Genomic DNA, 26,557 nt, shown 5'->3' with positions numbered 1-26,557 from the left:
TGTGACGGTGAACGATGTCTCTCACGTGCATCGACCGCATCGCAGCCCGGCTGCGACGCCTGCCAATCCTGAATTGTGCCGACGCCTTGCGTCCCGGAGACCACCACGACCTGACTGGAAGCCGCGCCTGATATCCTCGACGGCGACTGGCTCGCCTGGACGCTGCCGCTCTCTCCCGACGGCGGCGAGGAGGTCGTGGCGACGCTGGTCCAGCGGCGCGGAGTACCGCGGTCGCGGCGCGCGGTCCTCTATGTCCATGGCTACTGCGACTACTTCTTCCAGACGCATCTCGCGGAACGCTGGGAGACGCTGGGCTTCGATTTCCACACCCTCGATCTGCGCCGGTATGGACGCGCCATGCGGACTTGGCAGATCCCGAACTTCTGCACCGACCTCGCGGTCTATGACGAGGAGCTCGACGCCGCCGTCGGCATCCTTCGGCAGGAGTTGGGCTACGACCGGCTTGTGGTCATGGCCCATTCAACCGGCGGGCTCATCACGGCGCTCTGGGCCAACAGGAGGCACGGACGCGGGTCCATCGACGCCATGGTGATGAACAGCCCGTGGTTCGATCTCGCCGGCGGCTGGCTGCTGCGCGGGCCCGTCACCGCGGCCATCGACGTGATCGGCGCCGTCTCTCCGTCCGTGGTGGTCAGTGGCCTCGGACCGCACTACGGCCGCAGCATTCACCGATCCGGCGCTGGCGAGTGGGACTATGACCTGAGCTGGAAACCCATCGACGGCTTTCCCGTTCGCACCGGATGGTTTCGCGCCGTCCGCCGCGGCCATGCCGAACTGGCGGCCGGCCTCGCCATCGGTGTCCCCGTCCTCGTGTGCTGTTCCACGGCGAGCGGTCCGAACGACCGCTGGCACGACGCGATCATGTCCACTGACAGTGTCCTCGACATCGCACAGATCGTCGCGAGGGCCCCGCGCCTCGGACCCGACGTCACGGTCGCGCAGATTCGGGACGGCATTCACGACCTGACCCTCTCTCCGGAACCAGCCCGATCACGCTTTTTCGAAACCATGGCGAACTGGATCGGCGCTCGCGTCCCGCCTTCCTTGTGAGGCAGGGCAACCTTCCGGGCGATGGCGCGTTGAACAGGAGACAGACACACCATCGGAGCACGCCATGACCCATCGATCCTTCCAATTTCGAAATCTTGCCCTCGCCGGCACCGCCCTTCTGGCGGCCGGCCTCGCCCTGCCATCCACGGCCGAAGCCCAGCAGCGGCCCGTGCGCGTCGGCGTTCTGACATGCAACGTGGCGCCGGCGGTCGGCTTCATCGTGGGATCGCGGCGCGAGATGAGCTGCCTTTTCCGGCCGGACGGCCGCGGCAGGCGTGAAGCCTACGCGGGGGCATTCAGCCGCGTCGGCCTCGACATCGGCGTGACCGGACGCGGCGTTCTGGCGTGGACGGTCTTCGCCCCGACCCGGCGTCTGGCTCCCGCACAGCTGGCCGGCAACTATTCGGGCGCGAGTGCGCAGGCCACCGTCGCCGTCGGCCTCGGCGCCAACGCCCTCGTCGGCGGCTCGCGCGACACGGTCGCGCTGCAGCCGCTGTCGGTGCAGGCCCAGACAGGCCTCAACCTCGCGCTCGGCGTCGGCACCCTCAGTCTCCGCCGCGCATCGCTGCGCTGACGCGATCCATCACGCATGAAAACGCCGGCTCCACTGGGGCCGGCGTTGTCATGCGAAGTCGCTGATTACTGGCGGTATTGCTGGATTCGCGTCGTGCGCAGGCCGGCCAGCCCGTGGCGGTCGATCGAGGCCTGCCAGTTGAGGAATTCTTCGACGGTGAGCGTGTAGCGCTTGCACGCCTCTTCGAGGCTCAGGAGCCCGCCGCGCACGGCAGCGACCACTTCGGCTTTGCGCCGGATCACCCAGCGATGGGTGTCGGGCGGGGGCAGATCAGCGATCGTCAGCGGACTGCCGTCCGGTCCGATCACATATTTCACCCTGGGACGCATGGGCTCGGTCATACTTACTCTCACACAACGCACGCGACTGACCACGTCATGGGAAGAGAATACCGGCAGGTTGTTAAATTTGGCCTAAATGAGAAACGACAAAGAAATTCAACTTGACGGGCGATCGATTCACGGCGGGGCAGCTTCGGTCCCGCATCAGTCGTCTCTGGTCCGGTGAGGGTCATCGGCCGGATCCGTGGCTGTCAGAGTGCGATGCCGAGAATGCGGGCGAGCGGGATGTTGAGGCTGCCGACCGTGACGCGCGGCGTTCCGGTGGACATGTCGACGGCGCTGACCTGGCCCTTGTGGGTCACCGCGACCTGCGTCGTCGCCGTGCCGGTCCCGCTGTAGAGTTCCATCGTGTAGGGCTGGCTGCCCATGGACTGGCCGTCCGAGCGCTTGCCGTCCCACTGGTATTCGCTCGACTGGTTTGCCGTCAGCGAAACCTTCTTCTCCTGGACGACCACGCCGCTGGAGTCGCGGATGCGCACCGTATACTCGCCGCTCTGCGCCGGCGTGAAGGTCCAGGTCGCACCGGTGGAGGTCGGCGACACCGTGCTCGCGTCATAGGTGACGGTCTTGCCGAGATAGCCGAGCGAGGTCGTCGTCTGGTTGCCCGTAAAGGCGGCGATCATGTTGTCGAGCTTGGAATTGGTCGCGATCTGCTGCTCGACCTGCGAATATTGCACCAGCTGCTGCGTGAACTGGTTCGCATCCATCGGCTGGGTCGGGTCCTGGTTCTTCAGCTGCGTGGTCAGCAGTTGCAGGAACGTGTCGAAATTGTTCGACAGACGCGACTGGGCCGTGCCGGTCGCCGACGTGGTCGTTGTGTTCGAGACCGACGAGGTGGTGGCCATCTCGCGCCTTCCTTTCAGATCCGGATGTCGACGCCGCCGCGCATGGCGGCGGCTCGGGCATAGGTGGCGGCGCTCGCCTGAAGGGCGGCGACGGTGTCGGGGTCTTCGATGACGACCTGCCGGGGATGGGACCCATCCTCGGCCTGGCGATCACGGGCATTCTGGCTGCCCTGGTCCTTCAGGGAGAATTCGAGGCTGTTGTCCCCGGTCTGCACGCCTGCCTGCGACAGGGCGCGTTCGAGGTTGCGCTGGTCGCGCTGCAGGAGGTCGAGCGTCTCCTGCTTTTCCACCACGAGTTTCGATTTGACCCGGCCCTCGCGGTCGATGGTCAACTGGACGTCGATGCGGCCGAGTTCCGCGGGATCGAGGCGGATGTCGAAGCGGGTGGTTCCGGCATTGGCGCGGGCCGCGATAGTGACGGCAAGCGCGTGAACCGGGACAACCGAGCCGGCCGAGCTGGTCTGGGCGGCAACCTTCTGCGCCACTTCAGCGGCAAAGGATGTCGGGCTCGCGGCGGCCGTCGGGGTCTGCGGCGTCGATGGCTGCGTCGCAGGCTGCGCCTGCGCGGTCTCCGCTGCGGCGGGACGGGCAGCAGATTCGGACGAGGCGGCGGCGCCTGGCTCGGCAGATCGCACATCTGCCTTGGCGGCGACCTTGTCGGCCACTTCGGTCTTCGCCGAGGGCGGCGCGACCGGCTCTGCGGAGGCTTCCTTAGCGGCGGGTTTGTCCGCATCCACCGCCGCGGATTGAGCCGGCAGGGCGGCGGCCGCCTTGCTTGCATCGGGCTTGGCATCGGGCTTGGCACCGGTCTCCGGCACGGGCGCGACATCGGCCACCGATGCATCGGTGGCCGCCTGCGGCGACGCGGTTCTGGCGTCGGGTCCATCCGCGGCATCAATGGCCACGATGCCCTCCGGCGACGCCGCGGCGGCAGATTCGGCAACCGCCGGGGCAGGTGCCTGCACCGGAACGGCCGCTGGCTCCGCCTGCATTGTTTGTGCGGCGACTTCCGCCACCTGGGCTTCGACTGTCACGGTCGGCTCGGCCGGCTTCTCGCCGGCAGCGGTCTCGCCCTGTGCAGCCTCACCCGAACCCTCGCCTGCAGGCTTCGCGGTCTCCTTCATCTTGTCGTCCGGCTCCTTCACCGGCTGGCCGGAGACGGTCTGCGGACGGGCTGCCTCGATGGCGGTGTTCGTCTCTCCAGCATCGGCGGCAGGCCGGCGCTGCTGGCGCGCCCGCGACACGCGGCTGTCCCGCTCGGGCTCGCCCAACTGGCGCTCCTGGGCCTCCAGTGCCTCGGCGAAGGAGGTGGCTGGCTGCGACTGGCGCGATGGCTGGCTAGCGCGCGCGACCGCAGCGCCCTGCTGAACCTTGCTGATGGGGGAAGCTGATGGTGCCGCCACGACATGCCTCATGCGACCGAAAACGATCCATGATCATCGTCAGCAAGGGACGGGCCACGACAGCCGGCGCGAAAAGCCATGCAATATCAGCCGCCGAGCGGGATCGACGGCGCGCCGCAGGCGGGAAAAGCCTGCCGTGCGCGGCAAGAATTGCCGGGCCGGTTTCAAACGGTTAGACCAGTCGCAAGGACAAGAACCAGGGCGGGCCCCATGCTTCTCGGCTGCATAGCGGACGATTTCACAGGCGCGAGCGACCTCGCCAACACCCTGGCCAAGGGCGGCATGGCGACCATGCAGTTCGTCAGCATCCCCGAAGGACCCGCCCCGACCGGATGCGAGGCCGGCGTCGTCGCACTGAAGAGCCGCACCATTCCGGTCGCCGAGGCCGTCGCCCAATCGCTCGCCGCCTGCGAATGGCTGCTGGCCCAGGGCGCGACGCAGATCCTGTTCAAGTACTGCTCGACCTTCGATTCCACAAAGGAAGGCAACATCGGTCCCGTGGCCGAGGCCCTGGCCGAGCGTCTCGGCGCCGATGTCGCCGTCGTCTGCCCGGTCTTTCCGGCGACGGGACGGACGCTGTTCAACGGCCATCTCTTCGTCAACGGCGTCCTGCTAAGCGAGAGCGGCATGCAGAACCATCCGCTCACCCCGATGACGGACCCGGACATCCGCCGCTGGCTCTCCCACCAGACGCAGGGGGAGGTCGGTCTCGTGCCCTTCTCGGTGGTGCGTCAGGGCTTCGACGCCATCCAGATCGCCCTCGCGGAGGAAGCCCAGGCGGGCCGCCGGCTCGCCGTGGTAGACGCGGTGGCCGACGAGGACCTTCTCGCCATCGGCGGGGCCATCGGCGGGGCGAAGCTCGTCACCGGCGGCTCGGGCATCGCCCTCGGCCTGCCCGACAACTTCCGCAAGCACGGCCTGCTCTCCGGCCACGGCACCGGCTTCACGCCGGGACGCGGCGGCGCGGCCGTTCTCTCCGGCTCCTGCTCCGGCCAGTCACGCGCGCAGGTGAAGGCCTACACGGCGAAACATCCGGGCCTTGCCGTGATGCCCGACGACGTGATGAGCGGTGTGATGACCGCCCGCAAGGCTTTCGATCATGTGATGGAACGCATCGGCCACGCCCCCATGGTCTATTCCTCCGCCGATCCGAGCGACGTGAAGGCAGCGCAGGAGCGCTACGGCAAGGATGCCGTTGCCGAGGCCATCGAGGGCTTCTTCGGCGAACTCGCGGTCATGCTGGCCGATGCCGGCATCGCCCGCCTGGTCGTCGGCGGCGGCGAGACATCCGGAGCCGTGGTCACGGCCCTCGAGGTGGATCGCTTCCACATCGGTCCCGAGATCGATCCCGGCGTGCCGGCGCTGGCGGCAGAAGGCCCACGCCCCATCCGCCTCGCCCTCAAGAGCGGCAACTTCGGCGCGCTCGACTTCTACGACAAGGCGCTCGCCGCGCTCGGTGACGCATGAGCGAGGAAGAACAAAAGGCCCGCGATGGGCTGGTGCGCTGGGGGAAGTCGCTGTTCGACCGCGGCCTCACCCCGGGCTCCTCCGGCAATCTCAGTGTTCGGCTGGCCGACGGCTATCTCTTCACGCCGACGAATTCCTGCCTCGGCTTCCTCGACGCTGAGCGCCTGTCGAAACTCGACGCGAACGGCAAGCACGTCGACGGCGACCCGCCGACCAAGGAACTGCCGCTGCATTTCGCCTTCTATGAATCGCGGCCCTCGGCGCGCGCCGTCGTCCATCTCCATTCGACCCACGCAACCGCCCTCTCCTGCCTCGCCGACACCGATCCGGACGATGCCATCCCGCCGATCACGCCCTATGTGGTGATGCGGGTCGGCAAGGTTCCCGTGGTGCCCTACACGCGACCGGGCTCGGCTGATGTCGCACCGCTGATCCGCGCCAAGGCGCCGGACCATCCGGCCATCCTCCTCGCCAATCACGGACCGGTCGTCGCTGGCGCCAGCCTGGAGAGCGCCGTCTTCGCCATGGAGGAACTGGAGGAGACGGCCCGCTTGGTGCTGCTGACGCGCGGCATGGCCGTGCGCCACCTCGCACCACAAGAGATCGCCGACCTTGAGGCGACGTTCAAACTCAGGGGATAGGACACGCCATGCCGCGCTTTTCCGCCAATCTCGGATTCCTTTGGCAGGGCTTGCCGCTCCTCGACCAGATCGAGGCGGCCGCGAAGGCCGGCTTCCGCGCCATCGAGATGCACTGGCCCTACGACACCGACCCGAAGGCCGTGCGAGCCGCCTGCGACCGGCTCGGCCTCGTCGTGCTCGGCGTCAACACGGTGAGGGGCGACACGGCGAAGGGAGAGAACGGCCTCGGCGCGCTCCCTGGCCGGGAGGCGGAGTTCCAGGCCGCCATCGACCAGGCTATTGCCTGGCAGGTCGCAGCCGGCGGCACGTCCATCCATGCTATGGCCGGCATGGTGAAGCCGGCCGACCGGCCGACCGCCACCGGCGTGCTGGTGGAAAACCTGTCGCTGGCCGCCGACAAGGCCGCAGAGCACGGCATCACCCTGCTGCTCGAGCCGCTCAGCCCGCGCGCCGCCCCCGGCTACTTCTATTCGACCCTGCGCGGCGCAGGCGAGATCATCGCCCGCGTCGGCAAGCCAAACGTGAAGATCATGTTCGACGTCTTCCATGTCGGCTGCACCGAAGGTGACGTTCTGACCAACCTGTCGGCCTGGTGGCCCCACATCGGCCACGTGCAGATCGCCGCAGTACCGAGCCGCGCCGAGCCGGACGAGGGCGAGATCAACTTCCGCGCCATCTTCGACGCCCTCGATGCCAAAGGCTATGCGGGCTGGGTCGGTGCCGAGTATCGCCCGCGCGGCGACACGGATGCCGGCCTCGGCTGGGTGAAGACGCTGGGTGTCAGCCTGGGTTGAGGCGCCCTGCGCATCTCGCAGGCGCGAACGATCGTTGTGCATCGCAGCAAATTTGACAGTGAGCTCAAGCTGTTACGCAATCTCCTTGCGCCCGGTCTGCAGAGAACGAAATCGACAGAACGATTCCAATGTGACAGCGTTCTTGACCTAAGGACGCCGGCATCTTGACGGCGGCCCTATCCGGTTCCGGGGTGGTCAGCCCCAAGAGGTCCAGAGGACAGCGCGATGGCGAAGCTCCCCCCCGCATCGGCCGATCTCGCCAATGACATCCGCTTCGACGACGTGTCGCTTGACGACAAGTACGACCTGACGAAGGAGCGCATCTTCCTCACCGGCGTGCAGGCGCTGGTGCGCCTCACGCTGATGCAGAAGGAGCGCGACCGGCGCGCTGGCCTCAACACGGCCGGCTTCGTCTCCGGTTATCGCGGCTCTCCGCTCGGCGGTCTCGACCAGGCTTTTTTCAAGGCCCAGCGCAACCTTCTCGCCAGCGATGTCGTCTTCACACCCGGCCTCAACGAGGATCTTGCCGCAACCGCCGTCTGGGGCACCCAGCAGGCCGAGATGCGCGGCGAGGGCAGGTTCGATGGCGTCTTCGGCGTCTGGTACGGCAAGGGCCCGGGCGTCGACCGCTCGGGCGACGTCTTCCGCCACGCCAACCTTGCGGGAACCTCACCCCATGGCGGCGTCCTGGCGCTCATGGGCGACGACCACACGGCCGAATCCTCCACTGTCGCGCACCAGTCGGAGTTCCACTTCGTCGACGTGATGATGCCGATCCTCAATCCGGCCGGTGCCCAGGAGATCCTCGACTACGGCCTCTACGGCTGGGCCATGTCGCGCTTCGCCGGCGTCTGGACGGCCCTCAAGTGCATGAAGGACACGGTCGAATCGACCGGTGTCGTCGACGGCTCCGTCGATCGGGTGAAGATCATCCTGCCCGGCGACGACGACTTCCAGATGCCGCCCGACGGCGTCTCCATCCGTCCGAACGACGATCGGCACGAGCAGGAGATGCGCCTGCACGTCTACAAGCGCGCCGCCGCCCTCGCCTTCATCAAGGCCAACAAGCTCAACCGCATCATCACCTCGGGCGGCCGTCAGCCGAAGATCGGCATCATCACCACCGGCAAGAGCTATCTCGACGTCCGGCAGGCCTTCGACGAACTCGGCATCGACGAGGTGAAGGCCAACGACCTCGGCCTGCGCCTGTTCAAGATCGCCTGCCCCTGGCCGCTCGATCCCGCCGAACTGAGGTCCTTCGTCACCGGGCTCGATCTGGTCATCGTGGTGGAGGAGAAGCGCTCGCTCATCGAGGTCCAGGTCCGCGAAGAGCTCTACGGCAACGCACACCAGCCGATCGTCATCGGCAAGAAGGACGAGAGTGGCGACTGGCTCTTCCCGGTCCACGGCGCCCTCGACCCCAACGATGTCGCCATCTGCATCGGCGAGCGCGTGCTGAAGCATGTCGGCCACCACGAGCAGGTCGCCGCCAATGTCGCGCGCCTGAAGAGCGCCCAGGAGGTGCTGAAGACGACGCCGGTCATCGCCACGCGCATCCCCTATTTCTGCTCCGGCTGCCCGCACAACACCTCGACCGTCGTTCCCGACGGCATGCGCGCCTATGCCGGCATCGGCTGCCACTACATGGCGCTGTGGATGGACCGGAACACCGAGGGCTTCACCCAGATGGGCGGCGAGGGCGCCAACTGGGTCGGCGAAGCGCCGTTCTCGAAGCGCGGCCACGTGTTCCAGAACCTCGGTGACGGCACCTACAACCACTCGGGCTCGTTGGCGGTCCGCTTCGCCGTCGCCGCGAAGGTCAACATCACCTACAAGATCCTGTTCAACGACGCTGTCGCCATGACCGGCGGCCAGCGCCACGAGGGCGGCCTGACCATGCCGGCGATCGCCGCGCAGATGCGGGCGGAAGGCGTCGAGCGCATCGCCATCGTCACCGACGAGCCGACGAAATATGCCGGCCTTGGCATCGCCTTCCCGACCGGAACGAGCATCGACCACCGCGACGACCTCGATCAGGTGCAGAGGGAACTGGCGGGCGTTCCGGGCGTCTCCGTGCTGATCTACGACCAGACCTGCGCCGCCGAGAAGCGCCGCCGCCGCAAGCGCGGCACCTTCCCCGACCCGGTGAAGCGCGTCATCATCAACGAAGCCGTCTGCGAGGGCTGCGGCGATTGCGGCGTCGTCTCCAATTGCGTCTCCGTCCAGCCGCTGGACACCGAGTTCGGCCGCAAGCGCACCATCGACCAGTCGTCCTGCAACAAGGACTTCTCCTGCGTGAAGGGCTTCTGCCCGAGCTTCGTCACGGTGCACGGCGCCGAGCCGAAGAAGGGCCGCGCCATGGCGGCGGAGGCCGACATCTCCGGACTTCCCGAGCCGGTGATCCCGACCATCGAGCACACCTACAACGTGATGATCGCGGGTGTCGGCGGCACGGGCATCGTCACCGTCGGCGCCATCCTCGGCATGGCCTGCCACCTCGAGAAGAAGGGCGTCGGCCTCATCGACATGGCGGGCCTTGCCCAGAAGGGCGGCGAGGTCTTCTCCCACATGCGCATCGCCCGCGTGCCGGAGGACATCCACTCCATTCGCGTTCATGCGGGCTCCGCCGATCTCGTCCTTTCGGGCGACATCGTCATCGCCGGCGGGAAGAAGTCGCTGGCCGGCATGAAGCCGACGACCAAAGTGGTCGTGAACACGGTGGAGACCCTGCCGGGCCAGTTCACACGCGACGCCAACTTCTCCTTGCCCTCCGAACGGCTGAAGCGGGCGATCATCTCCCATGCCAGCCGCGAGACCACGCATCTGGTCGACGCCCAGCGCCTCGCCACCGCCCTCATGGGCAATTCGATCGCCACCAATCTCTTCCTCGTCGGCTACGCTTGGCAGATCGGCGGTCTGCCGCTGACGTCCGCGGCCATCGAGCGGGCGATCGAGCTCAACGGCGAGGCGGTGAAGATGAACATCACCGCCTTCCGCTGGGGCCGTCTCTGCGCCCACGACCGCGCGGCTGTCGAGAAGTTGGTCGCCCCGATCACGGCACCGAGTGGCGTCGAGCGGCTGTCCTCCTCGTTGGAGGAGATCATCGCCCGCCGCGTGGAACAGCTCACCCGCTACCAGAACGCCGCCTATGCCGAGCGCTACCGCCGCCTCGTCGAGGCCACGCGCAAGGCCGAGGCCGACAAGGCCCCCGGCAAGCAGGGCCTGACCGAGGCCGTCGCCCGCTACCTCTACAAGCTGATGGCCTACAAGGACGAATACGAGGTCGCCCGGCTCTACACGGATGGAAACTTCCTCAAGCAGGTGGCGAAGACCTTCGACGGGCAGGACCTCAGGTTCGAGTTCCACCTTGCCCCGCCGCTGCTGGCGAAAGCCGATCCTGCCACCGGCGTGCCGCGCAAGATGAGCTTCGGCCCCTGGATGATGACGGCCTACAAGGTGCTGGCTGGCCTGAAGGGCCTGCGCGGAACCGCGTTCGACATCTTCGGCTACACCCATGAGCGGAAGATCGAGCGGCGGTTGATCGGGGAGTACGAGGCGCTCGTCGCCGAGATCGTCGCGAAACTCACCCCCGAAAACCATGCGCTCGCCGTCGGCCTCGCTAGCATTCCCGAGAAGATCCGCGGGTTTGGCCATGTGAAGGCGCGTCATCTCGACGTCGCGAAGAAGGAAGAGGCCGCGCTCCTCGCCGAGTTCAGCGCCGGCCCGAAGCCTGAGGTGAAGCTGGCGGCGGAGTGAAACGACCTGGATCGCCCGGGATCCCGTAGGCGGTGGGCTGCATCGACGACGTGCGTCCTTCGAGGCTCGCTACCGCTCGCACCTCAGGATGAGGGGGTTGAACACTGCACCAGGGTCATCGGCAGCCGATACCTTCGAAGCTTCTCCGGGCCCGATGCAGCACTCCACTCCCCTCATCCTGAGGTGCGAGCTCCGGCGATGCGCAAGCATCGTCCGGAGGCGAGCCTCGAAGGACGCACTGGCGTCGTGCAGGCCATTGCGGAGCACGCCGGAGCCGGATGTGCCCGCCGACGCAGGCGGCCCTGCCGCTCAGCGCCTACCTCGCTTCCCTGTTTCATGGCAGAGACAAGGCATCGCTTTGCCGGCAGCTCGGACCCCCTCATGACATCGCCCTTCATCCCCTCCCCTGTCGCCGCCGGCTGGGAGCGCATCGCGCCCGCCGCGGCCGGCTTTGATGCCGCAAGGCTTGCCGCCGCCACCGCATTCGCTGAGAAGGCCGAGAGCCCCTGGCCGATCAGCCTCTACTATCCCGACGGCCGTTATGTCGGCATCGTCGAATGGAACGAGACGGGTCCGTGGAGCGCGATCGTCGGCCCGGTGATGCCGCGCGGCAAGCCGGCAGGCGTGATCGTCAAGGGTGGGAAGATTGTCGCCGAATGGGGCGACGTGTCCCGCGTCGACATGACTTTCTCCATCGCCAAGAGCTATCTCGCCATCCTCGCCGGCATCGCGGTCGACGACGGCCTCATCCACCTCGACGAGCCGGTGTCGAAGACGGTGGACGGACCGCATTTCGCCAGCCCCCACAACGCGCAGATCACCTGGCGACACCTCCTGCAGCAGTCGAGCGAGTGGGAAGGCGTCATCTTCGACAAGTCCGACCAGGTCGACCACAACCGCCAGATCGGCGCCGGCGCCGATAACAGCCGGAAGGGCGAGAAGCGCGAATTGAAGGCGCCCGGAACCTTTTACGAATATAACGATGTCAGGGTGAACGTGCTCTCCTACGCCCTGTTGCGCCGCTTCGGCCGCGCCCTGCCGGAGGTGCTGAAGGAGCGGATCATGGATCCGATCGGCGCTTCCGATACCTGGAAATGGCACGGCTACGAGACCTCCTGGGTCGATCTCGGCGACCGCAAGGTGCAGTCGGTGCCCGGCGGCGCTCACTGGGGCGGCGGCATCTTCATCTCGGCGCTCGATCATGCCCGGCTCGGGCTCCTCATCGGCCGCAGGGGCGAATGGGACGGCCGACAACTGCTGTCGAAGACCTATATTGCCGAGATGCTCACCCCCTCGCGCACCAATCCGGACTACGGCTTCCTGTGGTGGCTGAACCGCGGCCGCTCGCGCTTTCCGAACGCCACGGAGGGCAGCCATTTCGCCCTTGGTGCGGGCTCGAACATCATCTGGATCGAGCCGGAGAACGACATGGTCATTGTGGCCCGCTGGGCGGACCAGACGCAGTTCAACGCCCTGTTCGGCCATGTGATGGGGTCGCTCGCCTGAGCAGAGGCTTCCTGTCGGGGCTTTCGAGCGCGATGCACTTGATCCCGTCATCGTTTGGCGTCACAACATGCGACGTATGAACGCGCGTCGATAGGACACCTGATGGCCGCCGCCGGAACGACCAACTGGACCAACGTCATCAACGTTCTCGGCGCGACGATCATCGTCGGCTCGGAGGCCGTCGGCGCCGGCGGGGCGACCGGCTGGGCGCTGGCGAGCCTCCTGAAGCTCGGCGACCAGGCCGTGCTGGTCGCGACCCTTATCGGGGTCGGCATCGGGCTCGCCGCGACGGTGGCGTTCCTGCGGTCAGCCCATCGCGCTGAACCCTTCGGCTGAGCCTTCAGGCGATCTCTTTCGCCATATGCTGCGTGCGCCTGTCGGGCTTCACGTCGACGAAGGTACAGACAAACCCCTTGCGCTCGTACCAGGCGATGCGCTGGGTCAGCTTGGCGTGGGTGAACAACGCCAGCTTGCGCGCACCGAGCGCGATCAGCCGCTTCTCGGAAAATGCCAGGATCGCGTCGCCGTAGCGCCGCCCCTGCTGTGAGGGATGCACGGCCAGCGAGTAGATCACGCCTTCGTCGCCGGGCTCGATCACGGTGGCGGCGGTGAGGCCGTCCTCTCCGTCCGCCACCCAGATCTCGTGCGTGTCGAGGATCTGCGCATAGTCGACCATGCGCGGCAGCGACGTCACCTCGATGATCTTCTCGTTCTCGGTGTAGCAGACGTCCTTCAGCGCCTTGATGGCCGGGACATCGCGCAGCGTGGCGCGACGCAGCGTCAGGCCGCCCTCCTCGGCGGTGATCTCATTCATCGCCGCCAGGCTCACCTTCTGCCGGCCGTCAGCGTCAAAATTGTCCGGCGAGAGCCAGCAGGTGAAGGCGAGGCGCCGCTGCGGCCATTCGCAGTCGAGCATCGAATACCAGGCGGTGTCGCGATTGGCCCCCTTGGCGATCATGTGCTGGCGGAATAGCCCCTCGAAGGTGAAGCCGAAGCGTACGGCCGCTTTCTTCGAAGGCGCGTTCAGGTCGTTGCACTTCCACTCGTAGCGGCGGTAGCCCAGCGTCTCGAAGACGTACTGCATAAGGAGAAACTGGGCCTCGGTCGCCGCCGGCGTGCGCTGCAGCGCCGGTGTATAGAGGATCGATCCCACCTCGATCACGCGGTGGGTCGTGTCGATCCGCATCAGCGACAGCCAGCCTATGGCGCGGTCGTCGGTGTCGGCGATCGCCCAATAGACGGGATCTGTGGTGCCGGCAGCAATGGTCCGCACATGCGTGTCGAAATCGGCCTTGTCGGCATAGGGGCCGGTGAAGAGATAGGCCCATTGCCAAGCGGCTTCCGGCCCGTGCGACAGGGCATAGAGACCATCGGTGTCACGCGCCGGGTCGAGCGGCCGCAGGCGGCAGTAGCGCCCCTCGAGGGTCACGTGGGTTGGCCGCGGAGCCGGCGTTGGATCGACGGGGAAGCCGAATGTGGGCGCGTTCAAGGCAAGGCTCCGGTCAGGTCTGCGGGTGATGGGTGCGGAAAAAGCTGTTGAGTGCGCCAAACGGCTCCGCCTCGGCGAGGGCATGGAAGGTGCCGTCGCCGGCGAGCTCGCGGGCGGCCTTGAGGAAGCCGCCCCAGGCCGCCCGCGCCAGCGCCGAACCGAGGGAGATGCGACGCACGCCGAGCGCAGCGGCATCAGCGACGGACAAGCCGATGGGGGCGGATATGATCAGGTTCACCGGTTTCGGGGCCACCGCCGACACCACCTCACGGATCTGTTCCGGCGTGCGCAGGCCGGGGGCATAGAGCACGTCGGCACCCGCCTCCGCATAGGCGACGAGGCGCTGCAGCACCGTCGCCTGGGCGCCCGGCAGGCCGAAGAGATGCGCCTCGCAGCGCGCCGTCAGAAGCACACCCGTTCCCTTGAGGGCCTCGGCAGCGGCCCGGATGCGATCCACGGCGAGGTCGAGGGGATAGATCACCTCGTCGGGACTGTCGCCGTGATCCTCGATGGAAAGCCCGGCAACGCCGGTCGCCGCACAGAGGCGGCAGTTGTCCGCGACCCCCTCGGGATCGCGGGCATAGCCGGATTCGAAATCGGCGTTCACTGGCAGGTCGGTCGCCTTCACGATCTCGGCGATATGGCTGAGCGCCATGTCGCGCGGCACGGCCCAGTCGGCATCGGGTAGGCCGCGCGAGAAGGAAAAGCCTGCCGAGGTGGTCGCGAGCGCCTTGAAGCCGAGGTGCTTCAGCATCATCGCGGTGCCGACGTCCCACGGATTGGGAATGACGAAGCAGCCGCTCTCATGCAGGCGGCGGAAGACGGCGCGTTGTGGCGAGACGTCCATCGGACCCTTCCCTTCCTCTGAAATGCAAAAGTCGCGCGGACGGGGCCGCGCGACAATCGCGTTTTTCGTGATGTCAGGGATCGATGGACGCGATGGCCCGTCAGTGGTTGTCGCGCGGAACGCCGCGCTTCTGGGCGATCTTCTGGTATTTCACCGCCGGCTTCAGCACCATGCCGTCTGACAGCTGGCTGACCATCGACCGCTGGATCTCCTGCCACGGCGTCTGGCTTTTCGGCACCTTGTAGCCGCCGTTCGCCTTCAGTTCCGCCATGCGCGTCGCGAACTCCTCCTCGGAGATGAGGATGTTGGCCGAGCGCTTCTTCAGATCGATACGCACCCGGTCGCCGGTCTTGAGCACGGCAAGCCCGCCATTGGCCCCGGCCTCTGGTGAGGCGTTGAGGATCGACGGCGATCCCGACGTGCCGGACTGGCGGCCATCGCCAATGCAGGGCAGGTCGCGGATGCCCTTCTTCAGGAGCGCCGAGGGCGGCTGCATGTTGACCACCTCCGCCGAGCCCGGATAGCCGAGCGGGCCGACGCCGCGAACGAAGAGCACGCAGGTCTCGTCGATGGCGAGCGCCGGATCGTCGATCCGGTGGTGATAGTCCTCCGGTCCGTCGAAGACGATGGCGCGGCCCTCGAAGGCGTCCTTGTCCTTGGGGTTCGACAGGTAGCGCTTGCGGAAGTCCGGCGAGATGACGCTGGTCTTCATGATGGCACTGTCGAACAGGTTGCCCTTCAGCACGATGAAGCCGGCATCCTTCACCAGCGGCTTGTCATAGGGGCGGATGACGTCCTCGTCGGTAATGACCGCGTCCTTGACGTTGTCGCCCATGGTCTTGCCGTTGGCGGTGATGGCATCGGCGTGGATCTTGCCCGCCTTGAGCAACTGGTTCATCACCGCCGGCAGGCCGCCGGCGCGGAAATACTCCTCGCCGAGATAGGCGCCCGCCGGCTGCATGTTGACCAGCAGCGGCACCTCGTGTCCGACCTTCTCCCAGTCGTCGATGTCGAGCTTCACGCCGATATGCTTGGCGATGGCGTTGATGTGGATCGGCGCATTGGTCGAGCCGCCGATGGCCGAATTCGCAACGATGCAGTTCTCGAAGGCCTTGCGGGTGAGGATATCGGAAGGCTTCAGGTCCTCCCAGACCATCTCCACGATCCGCCGGCCCGTGGCGTAAGAAATCTGGCCCCGCTCGCGATAGGGCGCAGGGATCGCGGCGCAGGAGGGCAGCGACATGCCCAGCGCCTCTGCAAGGCCGTTCATGGTCGAAGCCGTGCCCATGGTGTTGCAATGGCCGATGGAGGGCGCCGACTTGGTGACGACGTCGATGAACTCCTCATAGGTGATCGTGCCGTCGGCCTGCAGCTTGCGGGCCTCCCAGACGACCGTGCCGGAGCCGGCGCGCTTGCCGTTCCACCAGCCGTTGAGCATCGGCCCACCCGACAGCACGATGGCCGGAATGTTGACGGTGGCGGCGCCCATCACCATGGCCGGCATGGTCTTGTCGCAGCCGGTCATCAGCACGACGCCGTCCATCGGATAGCCATAGAGGATCTCGACCAGCGACAGGTATTGCAGGTTGCGGTCGAGCGCAGCGGTGGGGCGCTTCAGCGTCTCCTGGATCTGGTGGACCGGAAACTCGAGCGGGATGCCGCCGGAGTCGCGGATGCCGTCGCGCACGCGCTGGGCGAGCTCGATGTGGTGGCGGTTGCAGGGCGATATGTCCGAGCCCGTCTGGGCGATGCCGATGATCGGCTTGCCGGAGCGCAGCTCTTCCACCGTGAGGCCCCAGTTGACCGTGCGCTCCAGATAGATCGCGGTCATTCCCGGATTGTCCGGGTTGTCGAACCACTGCCGCGAGCGCAGGTTATGGGGCTTCATTTTCCGGCGGGCCATGTGCATTCCTCCAATGCTGCACCGCGAAGCATTCAAATCGATTGAAGAGCCTGCGGCATCGTCGTTTGAAGCAATTTGACCGCGGGACCCGGCGGATTGCAACGCCAAAAGCGGCGCGCCCGACATGCAGGACTGGACAGGATGTGATATGCTGCGGAAGCATATGCTTCCAATGGGAGAAGATGATGGCGATAACCCTGCGCAACAAACCGGCAGAAGAGTTGATCAAGCAGATTGGCAGACAGCGCGGCCTCGGGCCTTCCGCCGTGATCATTCAGGCCGTGGAGGCGTTCGCCAGGATGCCTGCCCCGGAGATTCCGCCCGAGGAGGTCGCGCGGCGGAGGGCCTTCTTTGACGCGTTCCTGGCGGAGATGGCCGCCAAGACGACCGACGAGGATCGCAGGATCGCCCGGGAGATCGAGGCGGACATGTATGACGAAAACGGTCTGCCGAAGTGACGATCCTTGTCGACACCTCGGCACTGATTGCTGTCATCCAGAATGAGCCGGAGGCCCAATCCTTCGGAACATGCCTAGCAGCGGCGACTGCGGCGGCAATCCCAGCCTCTTGCTATCTCGAAGCCTGCATGGTGCTGCGAAGACGCCCCGATGGTCGTGCCGACCTCGATCAGTTGCTTGCCATGGCTTCCGTTACCATCAAGACGATCGACGAGGCCGTCGCGCGTCTCGCAGCCGACGCCTTCGCCCACTACGGCCGCGGTACTGGCCATCCAGCACAGCTCGATTTCGGCGATTGCATCAGCTATGCGACGGCGAAGCACCTCGATTGCCCGCTCCTGTTCAAGGGCGACGACTTCCGGCATACCGATGTGAAGGCCGCCCTCTAGCGCGGCCGTCGCTTCATTCGGAAACGCGCCATGACCCTCCAGACCGTCTCGAACTTCGACCGCATCGGCGAGGAGAATGCCTTCGCCGTTCTCGCCCGCGCCACCGCGCTGATGCGGGCCGGCAAGGACGTCATCAACCTCGGCATCGGCCAGCCGGATTTCGCCACCCCTGCCAACATCACCGAGGCCGCCATCAAGGCGATCCGCGACGGCCACCACGGGTATACGCCGGCCAACGGCATCCTGCCGCTTCGCGAGGCCGTCGCGGCCGATCTCGACCGCCGCTTCAGGGTTTCCGTCTCGCCGGACGAGGTGATGATCGTCCCCGGCGGCAAGGTCACCATGTTCATGGCGATCCTGATGTTCGGCGAGCCGGGCGCGGAAATCCTCTATCCCGACCCGGGCTTTCCCATCTATCGCTCGATGATCGAGTTCACCGGCGCGACGCCGATCCCGGTGCCGATCCGCGAGAAGAACGGCTTCGCCTTCTCCGCCGACGAACTGCTGTCGCTGATCACGCCGAAGACGCGCCTCGTCATCGTCAACTCGCCCGCCAACCCGACCGGCGGCGTCACGCCCAAGGCCGAGATCGACAAGCTGGTGAAGGGCTTCGAGCGCTTCCCCGACGTCGCCATCATGTCGGACGAGATCTACGACCAGATGGTCTATGACGGCGAGGAGCATGTCTGCCTCCTCTCCTACCCGTCCATCCGCGACCGGACGATCCTGCTCAACGGCTGGTCGAAGACTTACGCCATGACCGGCTGGCGCCTCGGCTATTCGGTCTGGCCGGGCAAACTCTACGAATACGCCCGCAAGCTCGCGGTGAACTCCTTCTCCTGCGTCAACGCGCCCTCGCAGTTCGCGGCGCTGGAAGCCCTTACCGGCCCGCAGGACGCGGTGGGCAAGATGGTCGCCGAGTTCGACACGCGCCGGAAGCTCGTGGTGGACGGCCTCAACAAGCTGCCCGGTGTCTCCTGCATCGTGCCGAAGGGAGCCTTCTACGCCTTTCCCAACATCTCGGAGACCGGCTGGAAGGCAAAGCCCCTCGCCTCCGCCCTGCTGGAGGATGCCGGCGTCGCAACCATCGGCGGGCCGGACTTCGGCGTCCACGGCGAGGGCTACATCCGCCTCTCCTATGCCAATTCCTCGGAGAACATCCTGAAGGCACTGGATCGGATGAAGGCCTTCCTCGAGCGGCGCAACAGCTGACGCCGCCCTACCCCCGCCCCGTCACCAACATCACCGCCAGCGCGGTGAGGATCGGCAGCGGCAGCGAGGCGGCGACGCGCAGCCAGACGACGCGCGTCGGCATGACCGGCAATTCCCAGACGATCAGCCTCTGGAAGGCGAACAGGGCCCAGGCGGTCACGTAGGTCATGACTGCGAGATAGCCGGCGCCGCTCTTCAGCGCCGAGGCACCGATGGCAAAGCCGATCACCGGCCCGCCGGGGGTGATCGCGCCGGCGAGCGTTGCCAGCAGCAGCCCGACGATCCCGGAGTCCGGACCGAGCCATGAGCGGACCACCTCCTGCGGCAGCAGGGCGGCGAGAAAGCCTGCCCCGATCACACCGATGGCGAGGCGCGGGATGAGATAGAGGAAGTCGAGCACGCCGCTGTGCGTGCTGTCGGCCAGCACGGTTTCGCCCTTCCGCCAAGCGAGGAGCGCGAGGGTCGCAGTGATCAGCCACAGGATGAGCGTAACGGCGAGCGTGGCGCTCATCGCGGCCCTCCCGGCACGATGCGGCCGAGGGAGTGGGCGAGGAACCCCGCGAGGATCGGCATCGGCAGCGAGACCAGCATGCGCGTCGTGACGAAGTCGACGCCGAGGAAGGGCGCCTCCCAGATGATCGCGCGGTTGAGGCCGATCAGCGTCCAGCTCGTGACGAAGGCGACCGCCGGGCCGACGCCGGCGCCGATGGCGAGCAGCGCGCCCGCCAGCGGATAGATGGTGAAGGGGCCGCCCGGCATGATGGCGCCGATGGCGGTGGCGATGACGAGGCCCGTCAGCCCCGAATCGCCGCCAATCCAGCGCGATACGATCTCACGCGGCAGCAGCGCCGCGACGAAGGCCCCGATCAGGCAGCCGGCCAGCACCTTCGGCAGGATGTCGAGAAAGAGCCAGCTGTCCTCGGCCAGGACATGGCGGACACCGGCAAGGCCGTCGCGCTGATAGACGAAGGCGGCGCCGGCCAGAACCAGCGCCAGCACGAACAGGGTCGAGCCGTCGAACAGGGTCCGCGGTTTCTTCGGAAGGGGGTCGGGAGACGTTGACAAGAGGCGGGCCGGATATGGATGCGGGCAAGCCCGAAAGGGCTCACCCGCAATCTAGTCTCCGGGAGTATGCGCCGGAACCTCCGGGCCGGCGCAGCAGGCGTGCGCCGCGCGGTCAGGCGCCGCGCGCCGCCTTCGCCTCGGCCGCCGCCTGGTCGAGATGGGCGACGAGTTGCCCGTCGAGCCCGAGCGTCTGGGCGAAGTCGCGCAGGAACTTCGCCTCGGCCGGCGTGTCGACGTTCACGCCGAGCTGGGCGGCGATGTAGGCTTGCGCCTTCATCTCGTCGGTGGTGCAGGAGGCTGCGATAATCTTCATGCTCACGGGCGCAGCGAGAACCCCCTCGAGATAGCTCTTCTCGGCCTGACCGAGGCCCATGGAATCGAGCTGCCCGACGATCATGGCGCGCTCTTCGGCGGACATCTCACCGTCGGCATAAGCTGCCGCGACCATGGCGCGGAGCAGGATTTCTGCGGTGTCTTCGGACGTGCCGCCGGCGTTCGCAAAGCCCTGCGGGGCCTGCCCGAGCCCGAACATGCCGGACACGTCGTCGATCGTGCCCTGAACCACGGGCTTACCCTGCTGGTAGTTGCGCAGCGCCACATAGGCGAGGCCGCCGATGGCCGCGAGGCCGCCGAGCCGAGCCGCCGTTCCAGCGATCTGCCGGCCGGCGCCAGTGCCGAGGAGCAGACCCGCCAGCGTGCCGGCCGCAGCGCCGCCTGCAAAGCCACCGGCATTCTTCTGCAGCACCTCGGCCGCCTGGCCGAACATGCCGCCGAGGCCTCCGCCGCCCTGGGACTGCGCATTGCGCAGCGCGCCCATCAACTGGTCGAGCAGGTTGCCGCTGCCCGGCTGGCCCGAGGAGGGCGCTGCCGACTGAACACCGCCGCCCTGCACCTGCGCATTGCGGAGCGCCGCGCCCAGCTGATCGAGAAGACCACCGCCGGACTGGGGAGCGCCGGCGCCACCCGGCCCGGCCGGGTTCTGCAGACCTCCGCCGGCCATGCCGGCAAGCTGGCCGAGAAGGCCGCCGGCACCGCCCTGCTGCGTTCCGCCCGACAGAACAGCCGTCAAAATCCTGGAAATATCGGTCACCGGATGTCTCCCTGAAGCTCCGCCCGCTCCGATCTATGCATGATCGGACCTGCAGCAAGTGTGACAACTGCGCCGAATTCGTGTCGCCACGGCCGGTCGTTCATGGCCGCAAGGCGCGCGCTGCCCTCGCAAGGGCCGTGATGCGGGCGAAGTCGCCGGATGCCAGCGCGTCGTCCGGCACGACCCAGGACCCGCCGACGGCGCCAACATTGCCGAGCGCCAGATAGGACGGCGCCTTCGCCGCATCGATCCCCCCGGTCGGGCAGAAGACGAGACCGGGAAGCGGGCCCGAGAGGCTCTTCAGGAAAGCTGCGCCGCCCGACGGTTCGGCGGGAAAGAACTTCAGCGCAGCGAAGCCGCGTTCGGCGAGCGCCATGGCCTCGGTGACCGTGGCGCAGCCCGGCAGCACGGGGACCGGCAGGTTGGCCAGCGCATCCGCCAGATCAGGCGGCGTGCCCGGCGAGACGAGGAAGCGCGACCCGGCGGCGGTCGCCGCCTGGATATCACCGGCGCGGGTGATGGTACCGGCTCCGACGACTGCGTCAGGCACGTCGCGCGCAATGGCGCGGATGGCCTCGAGGGCGACGGGCGTTCGCAGCGTCACCTCGATGACGGGAAGGCCTCCGGCGACCAGCGCGCGGGCGAGCCGCACGGCCGTCGACGCGTCCTTGATCGTGAGCACGGGGATGACGGGCGCGAGAGCGAGCAGCGGGCGGGCGTCTGGGGGCATGGAGCGTCTCTCTGGTATGGCAGAGACGTAGCACCTGGGCGGGCGAACGGGAAAGGGCGCCGACCCCGGCAAGCCGGTCAAGATTGGACCCGCGTCACTTCACCGTTGAAGGATCGTAGAAGAAGCGCTCGACGGCAATCCTCTCGCCGCGCCAGGTCTGCAGCGCCATCTCGTCGAAGCGGCGGGCGGTGCCGTCGGGCAGGGTGAAGTCGAAGACCCAATGGATCGCCACGTGGTCGCCATCCACCAGGAACGTCCTGACCTTGTGTGTGTGGACGCCGGCGACCCGCGCGAGCGCCGCCTTCTCGTGGGCGACCAGCGCATCGCGCCCGACGCGCGGCGGCCCGAGGTTCTCCTGCATCGAAGCGTCCTCGGTGTAGAACTCCTCGATGGCGCGCACGTGCTCGTTGGCCTCGACCAGGGCGATGAAACGCTCGACGATGTCGCGGTTCGGCACTTTGCGCCCTCTCGGTCAGTGACGGGTCCGGCATTCAATAGGCCCGGCCGAATCAGATCGCGTCAGGAGCCGTCGCGCTCAGTTCCGATTGGGCAGGCCGTTGGCGCGCCGCTGTTCGCGGATCTTGTCGGCGTCCGCGACGATCCGGCGCCGCAGCATATCCAGTCCCTCCTGGTTCACCCGGACGGCATCGGGAAACTCGGCCGGCGCGGTGAACGTGTCGGGATAGGCGAGGTCGAAGGCGAGGACCTGTGTCAGCGCGCGCTCGAGGGCCGGAATGTCGCCGAAGGCATACTCATTGATCGGTCGCCCCACCGATTCTGAGAGCGAGGCAAAGAGTGCCGCATCGCCGCCCGGCGGCAGGTTGGGACGTGCGCGCAGGTGGCTGCGATAGCGCAACTGCCCAAGGTAGAACAGGAACACCGCTTCGTCCCGGCGGCCAATCCTGAACAGGTTCGCGGCTTCCTGATAATAGGCGGCAGGGTGCTTGCCAGCGAAATGTGCCGCGACCCCCGCCGAGCCGGACGACTGGGCGCGGGCCGGCGCCGACGCCGGCATCAGCATGGCCGACACCATGCAGGTCACAAGCGCAAGCAGGCGGCGGCGGGAGAGATGCGTGTTTTTGTCGGCAGGCTGCACGGGCATGAAGCTGATCCAGAAGCTGTGGTGACGGCCCAGCCATCGGATAGGGCCGTTTCAATTCCATGTCGTCCCCGCCACGGGGCGCCACCATCAGCGCACGGCCAGCGGCAGGCGCGGTTCATCCTTCAGTGTCTCCAGCACGATGGAGGACCGCACCCGCGCCACGCTCTCGTGCGGCAGCAGCACCTCGTTGACCAGGACGGACAATCCCTTCAGGTCCCGCACCACCAGCTTCAGCAGGTAGTCGGCATCGCCGGTCATGGCGTGCGCCTCCTGCACCTCCGGCATGGTCCGCACCAGATCGGCGAAGCGCTTCGCATTCAGCCCCGAATGGGTGGCCAGCGACACGAAGATGTAGACGGTGACGCCGAAGCCGAGACGCGGCGCATCGAGGACGGCGCGGTAGCGGCGGATGAGCCCGTCCTCCTCCAGCCGCTGGCGCCGGCGCGAGACCTGGCTCGGCGACAGGCGGACCAGATCGGCAAGCTGCTGGTTGGTCCGTGCGCCGTCAGCCTGCAGGGCATCGAGCAACCGAAGGTCAAACCCGTCGACGGCGACTGTTTCATTCATTTCGACAGTCAATCACGCATGAAACGTGCGTTCAATATCCTCCTTCTCGTGACATTCGCACGCCCTTTGCGCCCGACTCGCACGACACTGCCGAAACTGTTCCTGTCCCCGGAGGAAAACGCCATGGGTCCGTTCCCCCACGATGCCCCGCCTGCCGAAATCAGTGCCCACAATCCCATGGGCACCGACGGCTTCGAGTTCGTCGAGTTCGCCCACCCCGATCCCGACTCTCTGAAGGTGGTGCTGGAACTGATGGGCTTTACCGCCGTCGCGCGCCATCGCTCGAAGAACGTCACGCTCTATCGCCAGGGCGACGTGAACTACATCGTCAACGCCGAGCCGGATTCCTTCGCGGCCGGCTTTGCCGCCGAGCACGGCCCCTGCGCCTGCGCCATGGCTTTCCGGGTGAAGGACGCGAAATTCGCCTATGAGCGCGCCATCGCACTCGGCGCCGAGCCCTATGTCGGCAAGGTCGGCCCGATGGAACTCTCCATTCCCGCGGTGAAGGGCATCGGCGGCTCGCTGCTCTATTTCGTCGACCGCTACGGCGACAAGGGCTCCATCTACGACATCGACTTCGTCTGGACCGGCGCGCACGACGCGCACCCCGAGCCCGCGGGGCTCTACTACCTCGATCACCTCACCCACAACGTCTATCGCGGCCGCATGGATTTCTGGGCCGGCTGGTACGAGAAGCTCTTCAACTTCCGCGAAATCCGCTTCTTCAACATCGAGGGCAAGCTGACCGGGCTCATGTCCCGCGCCCTCACCAGCCCCTGCGGCAAGATCCGCATTCCGATCAACGAGAGCCTCGACGACAAGAGCCAGATCGAAGAGTACCTCGCGCTCTATAAGGGCGAGGGTATCCAGCACATCGCCTGCGGCTCGCGCGACATCTACGCGACGGTCGAGGCCCTGCGCGCCAACGGCCTGCCCTTCATGCCCTCGCCGCCCGTCACCTACTACGAGAAGGTCGATGCCCGCGTCCCCGGCCACGGCGAGCCCGTCGACCGCATGCAGGCCAACGGTATCCTCATCGACGGTGAGGGCGCGGTGGCGGTGGGCGAGAAGGAGGGGCGCATGTCGCGCGTCCTGCTGCAGATCTTCTCCGGCACGGTGCTCGGTCCGATCTTCTTCGAGTTCATCCAGCGCAAGGGCGACGACGGCTTCGGCGAGGGCAATTTCCGCGCGCTCTTCGAGTCGATCGAGGAAGACCAGATCCGCCGTGGCGTGATCGGCGGCAAGGCCGCCTGAGGGGCGACCGGAACGATCCACTTCAGCGAGGGCGTCCTGCGGGGCGCCCTCGCGCACCCATTCGGGGTCACGCCGCCAGCCGCCCCTCTATCACGGCATGGCAGGCGACAGTCCCGAACTCGTCCGAGATCGAGGCTGGCACTTCCGTCCGGCAGCGCCCGTTGGCCAACGGACAGCGCGGATTGAACGGGCAACCCGATGGGGGCGTGATCGGGTTCGGGATCTCGCCGAGCACCGGCTTGCGCGGGCGCCCCGTCATGTCGAGGTCGGGCACGGCGTCGAGCAGCATGCGCGTGTAGGGATGGCGCGGCGCGGAAAAGAGCTGGCGCCCCGGCGCGACCTCGACGAGTCGGCCGAGATACATCACGCCGATCCGCGTCGCCATGTGCCGAACGACGGCAAGGTTGTGCGAGATGAACAGGTAGGTCAGGCCGAATTCGTCCTGCAGGTCGCGCATCAGGTTGAGGATCTGCGCCTGCACCGACACGTCGAGCGCCGAGGTCGGCTCGTCGCAGACGATGAATTCGGGCCGCGAGGCAAGCGCCCGGGCGATGGCGACGCGCTGGCGCTGGCCACCCGAGAACTCGTGCGGGTATTTCGTGCCGTCGGCAGGATCCAGGCCGACTGTCCTCAGGAGCCGGCCGACCTCCGCCTCTATCTCCCGGGCGTCGCTCATCAGACCGAAGGCGCGGATCGGCTCGGCGATGATGCGGTCGACGCGCCAGCGCGGATTAAGCGAGGCATAGGGCGACTGGAAGATCATCTGGATCTTCGACCGCACCGCCTTCAGGCGGGTCGCATCATCCTTGCGGGCCATATCGACGCCGTCGATGACGACCGAGCCCGCCGAGGGCTCGAGCAGACCGACCACCATATTGGCGACAGTCGACTTGCCGGAGCCGGATTCGCCCACCAGCGCGAAGGTCTCGCGCCGGCCGATGGTGAAGGAGACGTCCTGCACCGCGCGCAGCAGGCGGCGCTCCTCGCGCTCCAGCATACGGTTGAGCCAGGGCTTCGACACGTCGAAGGTGCGCGACAGATTGCGGACGGTGACGAGAGGCTCGCTCATGCCGCCTTCTCCGCGTCATTGGCGTAGAGCCAGCAGGCGACTCGCGTCGATCCGACGGGCATGGGCTCCGGCCGCTCCGTGAGGCAGCGGTCGAAGACCTTCGGGCAGCGCGGGTTGAAGGCGCAGCCGGACGGGATCGCGGTCAGCCGCGGCATGGAGCCGGGGATCTGCACCAGCCGGTCGGCGGTGGCGTCGAGCGAAGGGATCGAGCCCATCAGCCCCTCGGTATAGGGATGGCGGGCGCGCTTGATGACGTCCTGCACCGGGCCGATCTCGGCGATCCGTCCGGCATACATGACGGCGACGCGGTCGGCTGTCTCGGCAATCACCCCCATGTCGTGGGTAATCAGCATGACCGCGGTGCCGTGATCCTTGCAGAGGTTCTTCAGGAGCGAGATGATCTGCGCCTGCACGGAGACATCCAGCGCGGTCGTCGGTTCGTCGGCGATGACCAGTTCCGGCTCGGCGCAGAGCGCCAGCGCCAGCACGACGCGCTGCCGCATGCCGCCCGAGAACTGGTGCGGATAGGCGTCGATGCGCCTGTCGGGCGCCGGAATGCCGACCTCGGTCAGGAGGTCGATGGCGCGCGATCGCGCCTGGCTACCGGTCATGCTGGTGTGGGTCTGGATGGTCTCGATAAGCTGCTCGCCCACCGTGTAGAGCGGGTTCAGCGAGGTCAGCGGATCCTGGAAGACCATGCCGATGCGCTTGCCGCGGATGCGCCGCATGGCTTCGGGCGCAAGGTTGTCGATGCGTTCGCCCGTCAGCAGGATTTCGCCGCCGGCGATGCGGCCGGGCGGTTCGAGCAGACCGATGACGGCGGCGCCGGTCATCGACTTGCCGGCGCCAGATTCGCCCACGACCCCCAGCACCTCGCCGGGCGCGATGTCGAAGGAGATGCGGTCGACCGCCGTCAAGATCCCGCGGCGGGTGGGGAACTGGACGACGAGGTCACGGACGGAGAGAACGGGCGCGGTCATCGGC

At 67.1% G+C, this 26,557-nt stretch carries 27 protein-coding genes; 12 read left to right on the top strand and 15 right to left on the bottom strand.

Annotated elements, in window-relative coordinates; all coding sequences use genetic code 11:
• Positions 1–195: 195 nt before the first annotated feature.
• Positions 196–1,071 (top strand): alpha/beta hydrolase, encoded by an 876-nt coding sequence (locus tag ACJ4V0_RS13485; RefSeq protein ID WP_448300102.1) that lies wholly within the window; start codon positions 196–198, stop codon positions 1,069–1,071.
• Positions 1,072–1,135: 64 nt separating this feature from the next.
• On the top strand, positions 1,136–1,645 hold the full coding sequence (locus tag ACJ4V0_RS13480) for a DUF992 domain-containing protein (RefSeq protein ID WP_448300101.1): 510 nt from the start codon (positions 1,136–1,138) through the stop codon (positions 1,643–1,645).
• Between the two features lie 65 nt (positions 1,646–1,710).
• Here ACJ4V0_RS13480 and sciP read toward each other — a convergent pair whose 3' ends face one another.
• The 3 genes from sciP to ACJ4V0_RS13465 form a co-directional block, all read right to left on the bottom strand.
• The gene (sciP, locus tag ACJ4V0_RS13475; protein ID WP_106749419.1) at positions 1,711–1,986 is read right to left on the bottom strand and encodes a CtrA inhibitor SciP; all 276 of its coding nucleotides are present in this window, start codon (positions 1,984–1,986) and stop codon (positions 1,711–1,713) included.
• Positions 1,987–2,177: 191 nt separating this feature from the next.
• A complete protein-coding gene (locus ACJ4V0_RS13470) occupies positions 2,178–2,831 on the bottom strand; it encodes a flagellar hook assembly protein FlgD (protein WP_448300100.1) in 654 nt (217 codons plus the stop codon).
• Positions 2,832–2,845: 14 nt separating this feature from the next.
• Positions 2,846–4,234: a flagellar hook-length control protein FliK gene (locus tag ACJ4V0_RS13465; RefSeq protein ID WP_448300099.1), complete on the bottom strand. Its 1,389-nt coding sequence runs from the start codon at positions 4,232–4,234 to the stop codon at positions 2,846–2,848.
• Between the two features lie 210 nt (positions 4,235–4,444).
• On the opposite strand from ACJ4V0_RS13465, the gene otnK reads away from it, so the two are divergent.
• The 6 genes from otnK (at position 4,445) to ACJ4V0_RS13435 (ending at position 12,734) form a co-directional block, all read left to right on the top strand.
• The gene (gene otnK / locus ACJ4V0_RS13460; protein WP_448300098.1) at positions 4,445–5,701 is read left to right on the top strand and encodes a 3-oxo-tetronate kinase; all 1,257 of its coding nucleotides are present in this window, start codon (positions 4,445–4,447) and stop codon (positions 5,699–5,701) included.
• Positions 5,698–6,342, top strand: a complete 645-nt coding sequence (gene otnC, locus ACJ4V0_RS13455) for a 3-oxo-tetronate 4-phosphate decarboxylase (RefSeq protein WP_448300097.1) — start codon at positions 5,698–5,700, stop codon at positions 6,340–6,342. Before otnK ends, otnC begins: the two co-directional genes overlap by 4 nt.
• An 8-nt stretch (positions 6,343–6,350) precedes the next feature.
• Entirely contained in the window at positions 6,351–7,136 is a 786-nt protein-coding gene (locus tag ACJ4V0_RS13450; RefSeq protein WP_448300096.1) for a hydroxypyruvate isomerase family protein, read from the top strand.
• A 225-nt stretch (positions 7,137–7,361) separates the two neighbouring features.
• A complete protein-coding gene (locus ACJ4V0_RS13445) occupies positions 7,362–10,892 on the top strand; it encodes an indolepyruvate ferredoxin oxidoreductase family protein (RefSeq protein WP_448300095.1) in 3,531 nt (1,176 codons plus the stop codon).
• A gap of 381 nt (positions 10,893–11,273) precedes the next feature.
• The gene (locus ACJ4V0_RS13440; protein ID WP_448300094.1) at positions 11,274–12,398 is read left to right on the top strand and encodes a serine hydrolase domain-containing protein; all 1,125 of its coding nucleotides are present in this window, start codon (positions 11,274–11,276) and stop codon (positions 12,396–12,398) included.
• Positions 12,399–12,500: 102 nt separating this feature from the next.
• Positions 12,501–12,734 carry a hypothetical protein gene (locus tag ACJ4V0_RS13435; RefSeq protein ID WP_448300093.1) on the top strand — a complete coding sequence of 78 codons (234 nt, stop codon included), beginning with the start codon at positions 12,501–12,503 and terminating at the stop codon, positions 12,732–12,734.
• Between the two features lie 4 nt (positions 12,735–12,738).
• Here the strand turns inward: ACJ4V0_RS13435 and ACJ4V0_RS13430 are convergent, their stop codons facing one another.
• The 3 genes from ACJ4V0_RS13430 to ACJ4V0_RS13420 form a co-directional block, all read right to left on the bottom strand.
• Complete coding sequence (locus ACJ4V0_RS13430; RefSeq protein ID WP_448300092.1) at positions 12,739–13,887, bottom strand: GNAT family N-acetyltransferase; 1,149 nt, start codon at positions 13,885–13,887, stop codon at positions 12,739–12,741.
• Positions 13,888–13,900: 13 nt separating this feature from the next.
• Positions 13,901–14,734, bottom strand: a complete 834-nt coding sequence (locus tag ACJ4V0_RS13425) for an isocitrate lyase/PEP mutase family protein (RefSeq protein ID WP_448300091.1) — start codon at positions 14,732–14,734, stop codon at positions 13,901–13,903.
• Between the two features lie 100 nt (positions 14,735–14,834).
• Positions 14,835–16,637 (bottom strand): IlvD/Edd family dehydratase, encoded by a 1,803-nt coding sequence (locus tag ACJ4V0_RS13420; RefSeq protein WP_448300090.1) that lies wholly within the window; start codon positions 16,635–16,637, stop codon positions 14,835–14,837.
• 185 nt (positions 16,638–16,822) lie between these two features.
• On the opposite strand from ACJ4V0_RS13420, the gene ACJ4V0_RS13415 reads away from it, so the two are divergent.
• From ACJ4V0_RS13415 to ACJ4V0_RS13405, 3 genes are read left to right on the top strand one after another with little or no spacing between them, the layout of a single operon-like run.
• On the top strand, positions 16,823–17,095 hold the full coding sequence (locus tag ACJ4V0_RS13415) for a type II toxin-antitoxin system VapB family antitoxin (RefSeq protein WP_448300089.1): 273 nt from the start codon (positions 16,823–16,825) through the stop codon (positions 17,093–17,095).
• The gene (locus ACJ4V0_RS13410; RefSeq protein ID WP_448300088.1) at positions 17,092–17,484 is read left to right on the top strand and encodes a type II toxin-antitoxin system VapC family toxin; all 393 of its coding nucleotides are present in this window, start codon (positions 17,092–17,094) and stop codon (positions 17,482–17,484) included. Before ACJ4V0_RS13415 ends, ACJ4V0_RS13410 begins: the two co-directional genes overlap by 4 nt.
• 30 nt (positions 17,485–17,514) lie before the next feature.
• Positions 17,515–18,696 carry a pyridoxal phosphate-dependent aminotransferase gene (locus tag ACJ4V0_RS13405; RefSeq protein ID WP_448300087.1) on the top strand — a complete coding sequence of 394 codons (1,182 nt, stop codon included), beginning with the start codon at positions 17,515–17,517 and terminating at the stop codon, positions 18,694–18,696.
• Between the two features lie 7 nt (positions 18,697–18,703).
• Here the strand turns inward: ACJ4V0_RS13405 and ACJ4V0_RS13400 are convergent, their stop codons facing one another.
• The 7 genes from ACJ4V0_RS13400 to ACJ4V0_RS13370 all read right to left on the bottom strand — a co-directional run bounded on the left by ACJ4V0_RS13400 (position 18,704) and on the right by ACJ4V0_RS13370 (position 23,250).
• On the bottom strand, positions 18,704–19,207 hold the full coding sequence (locus ACJ4V0_RS13400) for a hypothetical protein (RefSeq protein WP_448300086.1): 504 nt from the start codon (positions 19,205–19,207) through the stop codon (positions 18,704–18,706).
• Positions 19,204–19,761: a permease gene (locus ACJ4V0_RS13395; RefSeq protein WP_448300085.1), complete on the bottom strand. Its 558-nt coding sequence runs from the start codon at positions 19,759–19,761 to the stop codon at positions 19,204–19,206. The genes ACJ4V0_RS13400 and ACJ4V0_RS13395 overlap by 4 nt, the downstream gene beginning before the upstream one ends.
• 112 nt (positions 19,762–19,873) lie before the next feature.
• Positions 19,874–20,851, bottom strand: coding sequence for a tellurite resistance TerB family protein (locus ACJ4V0_RS13390; RefSeq protein WP_448300084.1), 978 nt, complete (start codon positions 20,849–20,851; stop codon positions 19,874–19,876).
• 100 nt (positions 20,852–20,951) lie between these two features.
• Positions 20,952–21,581, bottom strand: a complete 630-nt coding sequence (locus ACJ4V0_RS13385) for a bifunctional 4-hydroxy-2-oxoglutarate aldolase/2-dehydro-3-deoxy-phosphogluconate aldolase (RefSeq protein WP_448300083.1) — start codon at positions 21,579–21,581, stop codon at positions 20,952–20,954.
• A 94-nt stretch (positions 21,582–21,675) separates the two neighbouring features.
• Positions 21,676–22,038 (bottom strand): nuclear transport factor 2 family protein, encoded by a 363-nt coding sequence (locus tag ACJ4V0_RS13380; protein WP_448300082.1) that lies wholly within the window; start codon positions 22,036–22,038, stop codon positions 21,676–21,678.
• 78 nt (positions 22,039–22,116) lie between these two features.
• A complete protein-coding gene (locus tag ACJ4V0_RS13375; protein WP_448300081.1) occupies positions 22,117–22,683 on the bottom strand; it encodes a hypothetical protein in 567 nt (188 codons plus the stop codon).
• 87 nt (positions 22,684–22,770) lie between these two features.
• A complete protein-coding gene (locus ACJ4V0_RS13370; RefSeq protein ID WP_448300080.1) occupies positions 22,771–23,250 on the bottom strand; it encodes an Lrp/AsnC family transcriptional regulator in 480 nt (159 codons plus the stop codon).
• Between the two features lie 123 nt (positions 23,251–23,373).
• Here ACJ4V0_RS13370 and hppD point away from each other — a divergent pair, with 123 nt between their 5' ends.
• Positions 23,374–24,504 (top strand): 4-hydroxyphenylpyruvate dioxygenase, encoded by a 1,131-nt coding sequence (hppD, locus tag ACJ4V0_RS13365; RefSeq protein WP_448300079.1) that lies wholly within the window; start codon positions 23,374–23,376, stop codon positions 24,502–24,504.
• 67 nt (positions 24,505–24,571) lie between these two features.
• On the opposite strand, the gene ACJ4V0_RS13360 is transcribed toward hppD, so the two are convergent.
• Positions 24,572–25,573 (bottom strand): ABC transporter ATP-binding protein, encoded by a 1,002-nt coding sequence (locus ACJ4V0_RS13360; protein WP_448300078.1) that lies wholly within the window; start codon positions 25,571–25,573, stop codon positions 24,572–24,574.
• Positions 25,570–26,553 (bottom strand): ABC transporter ATP-binding protein, encoded by a 984-nt coding sequence (locus ACJ4V0_RS13355; protein WP_448300077.1) that lies wholly within the window; start codon positions 26,551–26,553, stop codon positions 25,570–25,572. The genes ACJ4V0_RS13360 and ACJ4V0_RS13355 overlap by 4 nt, the downstream gene beginning before the upstream one ends.
• Positions 26,554–26,557 lie beyond the last annotated feature (4 nt).

The organism is Phreatobacter aquiterrae, from assembly GCF_053471285.1.
This window is presented reverse-complemented; position numbering and strand designations above follow the sequence as displayed.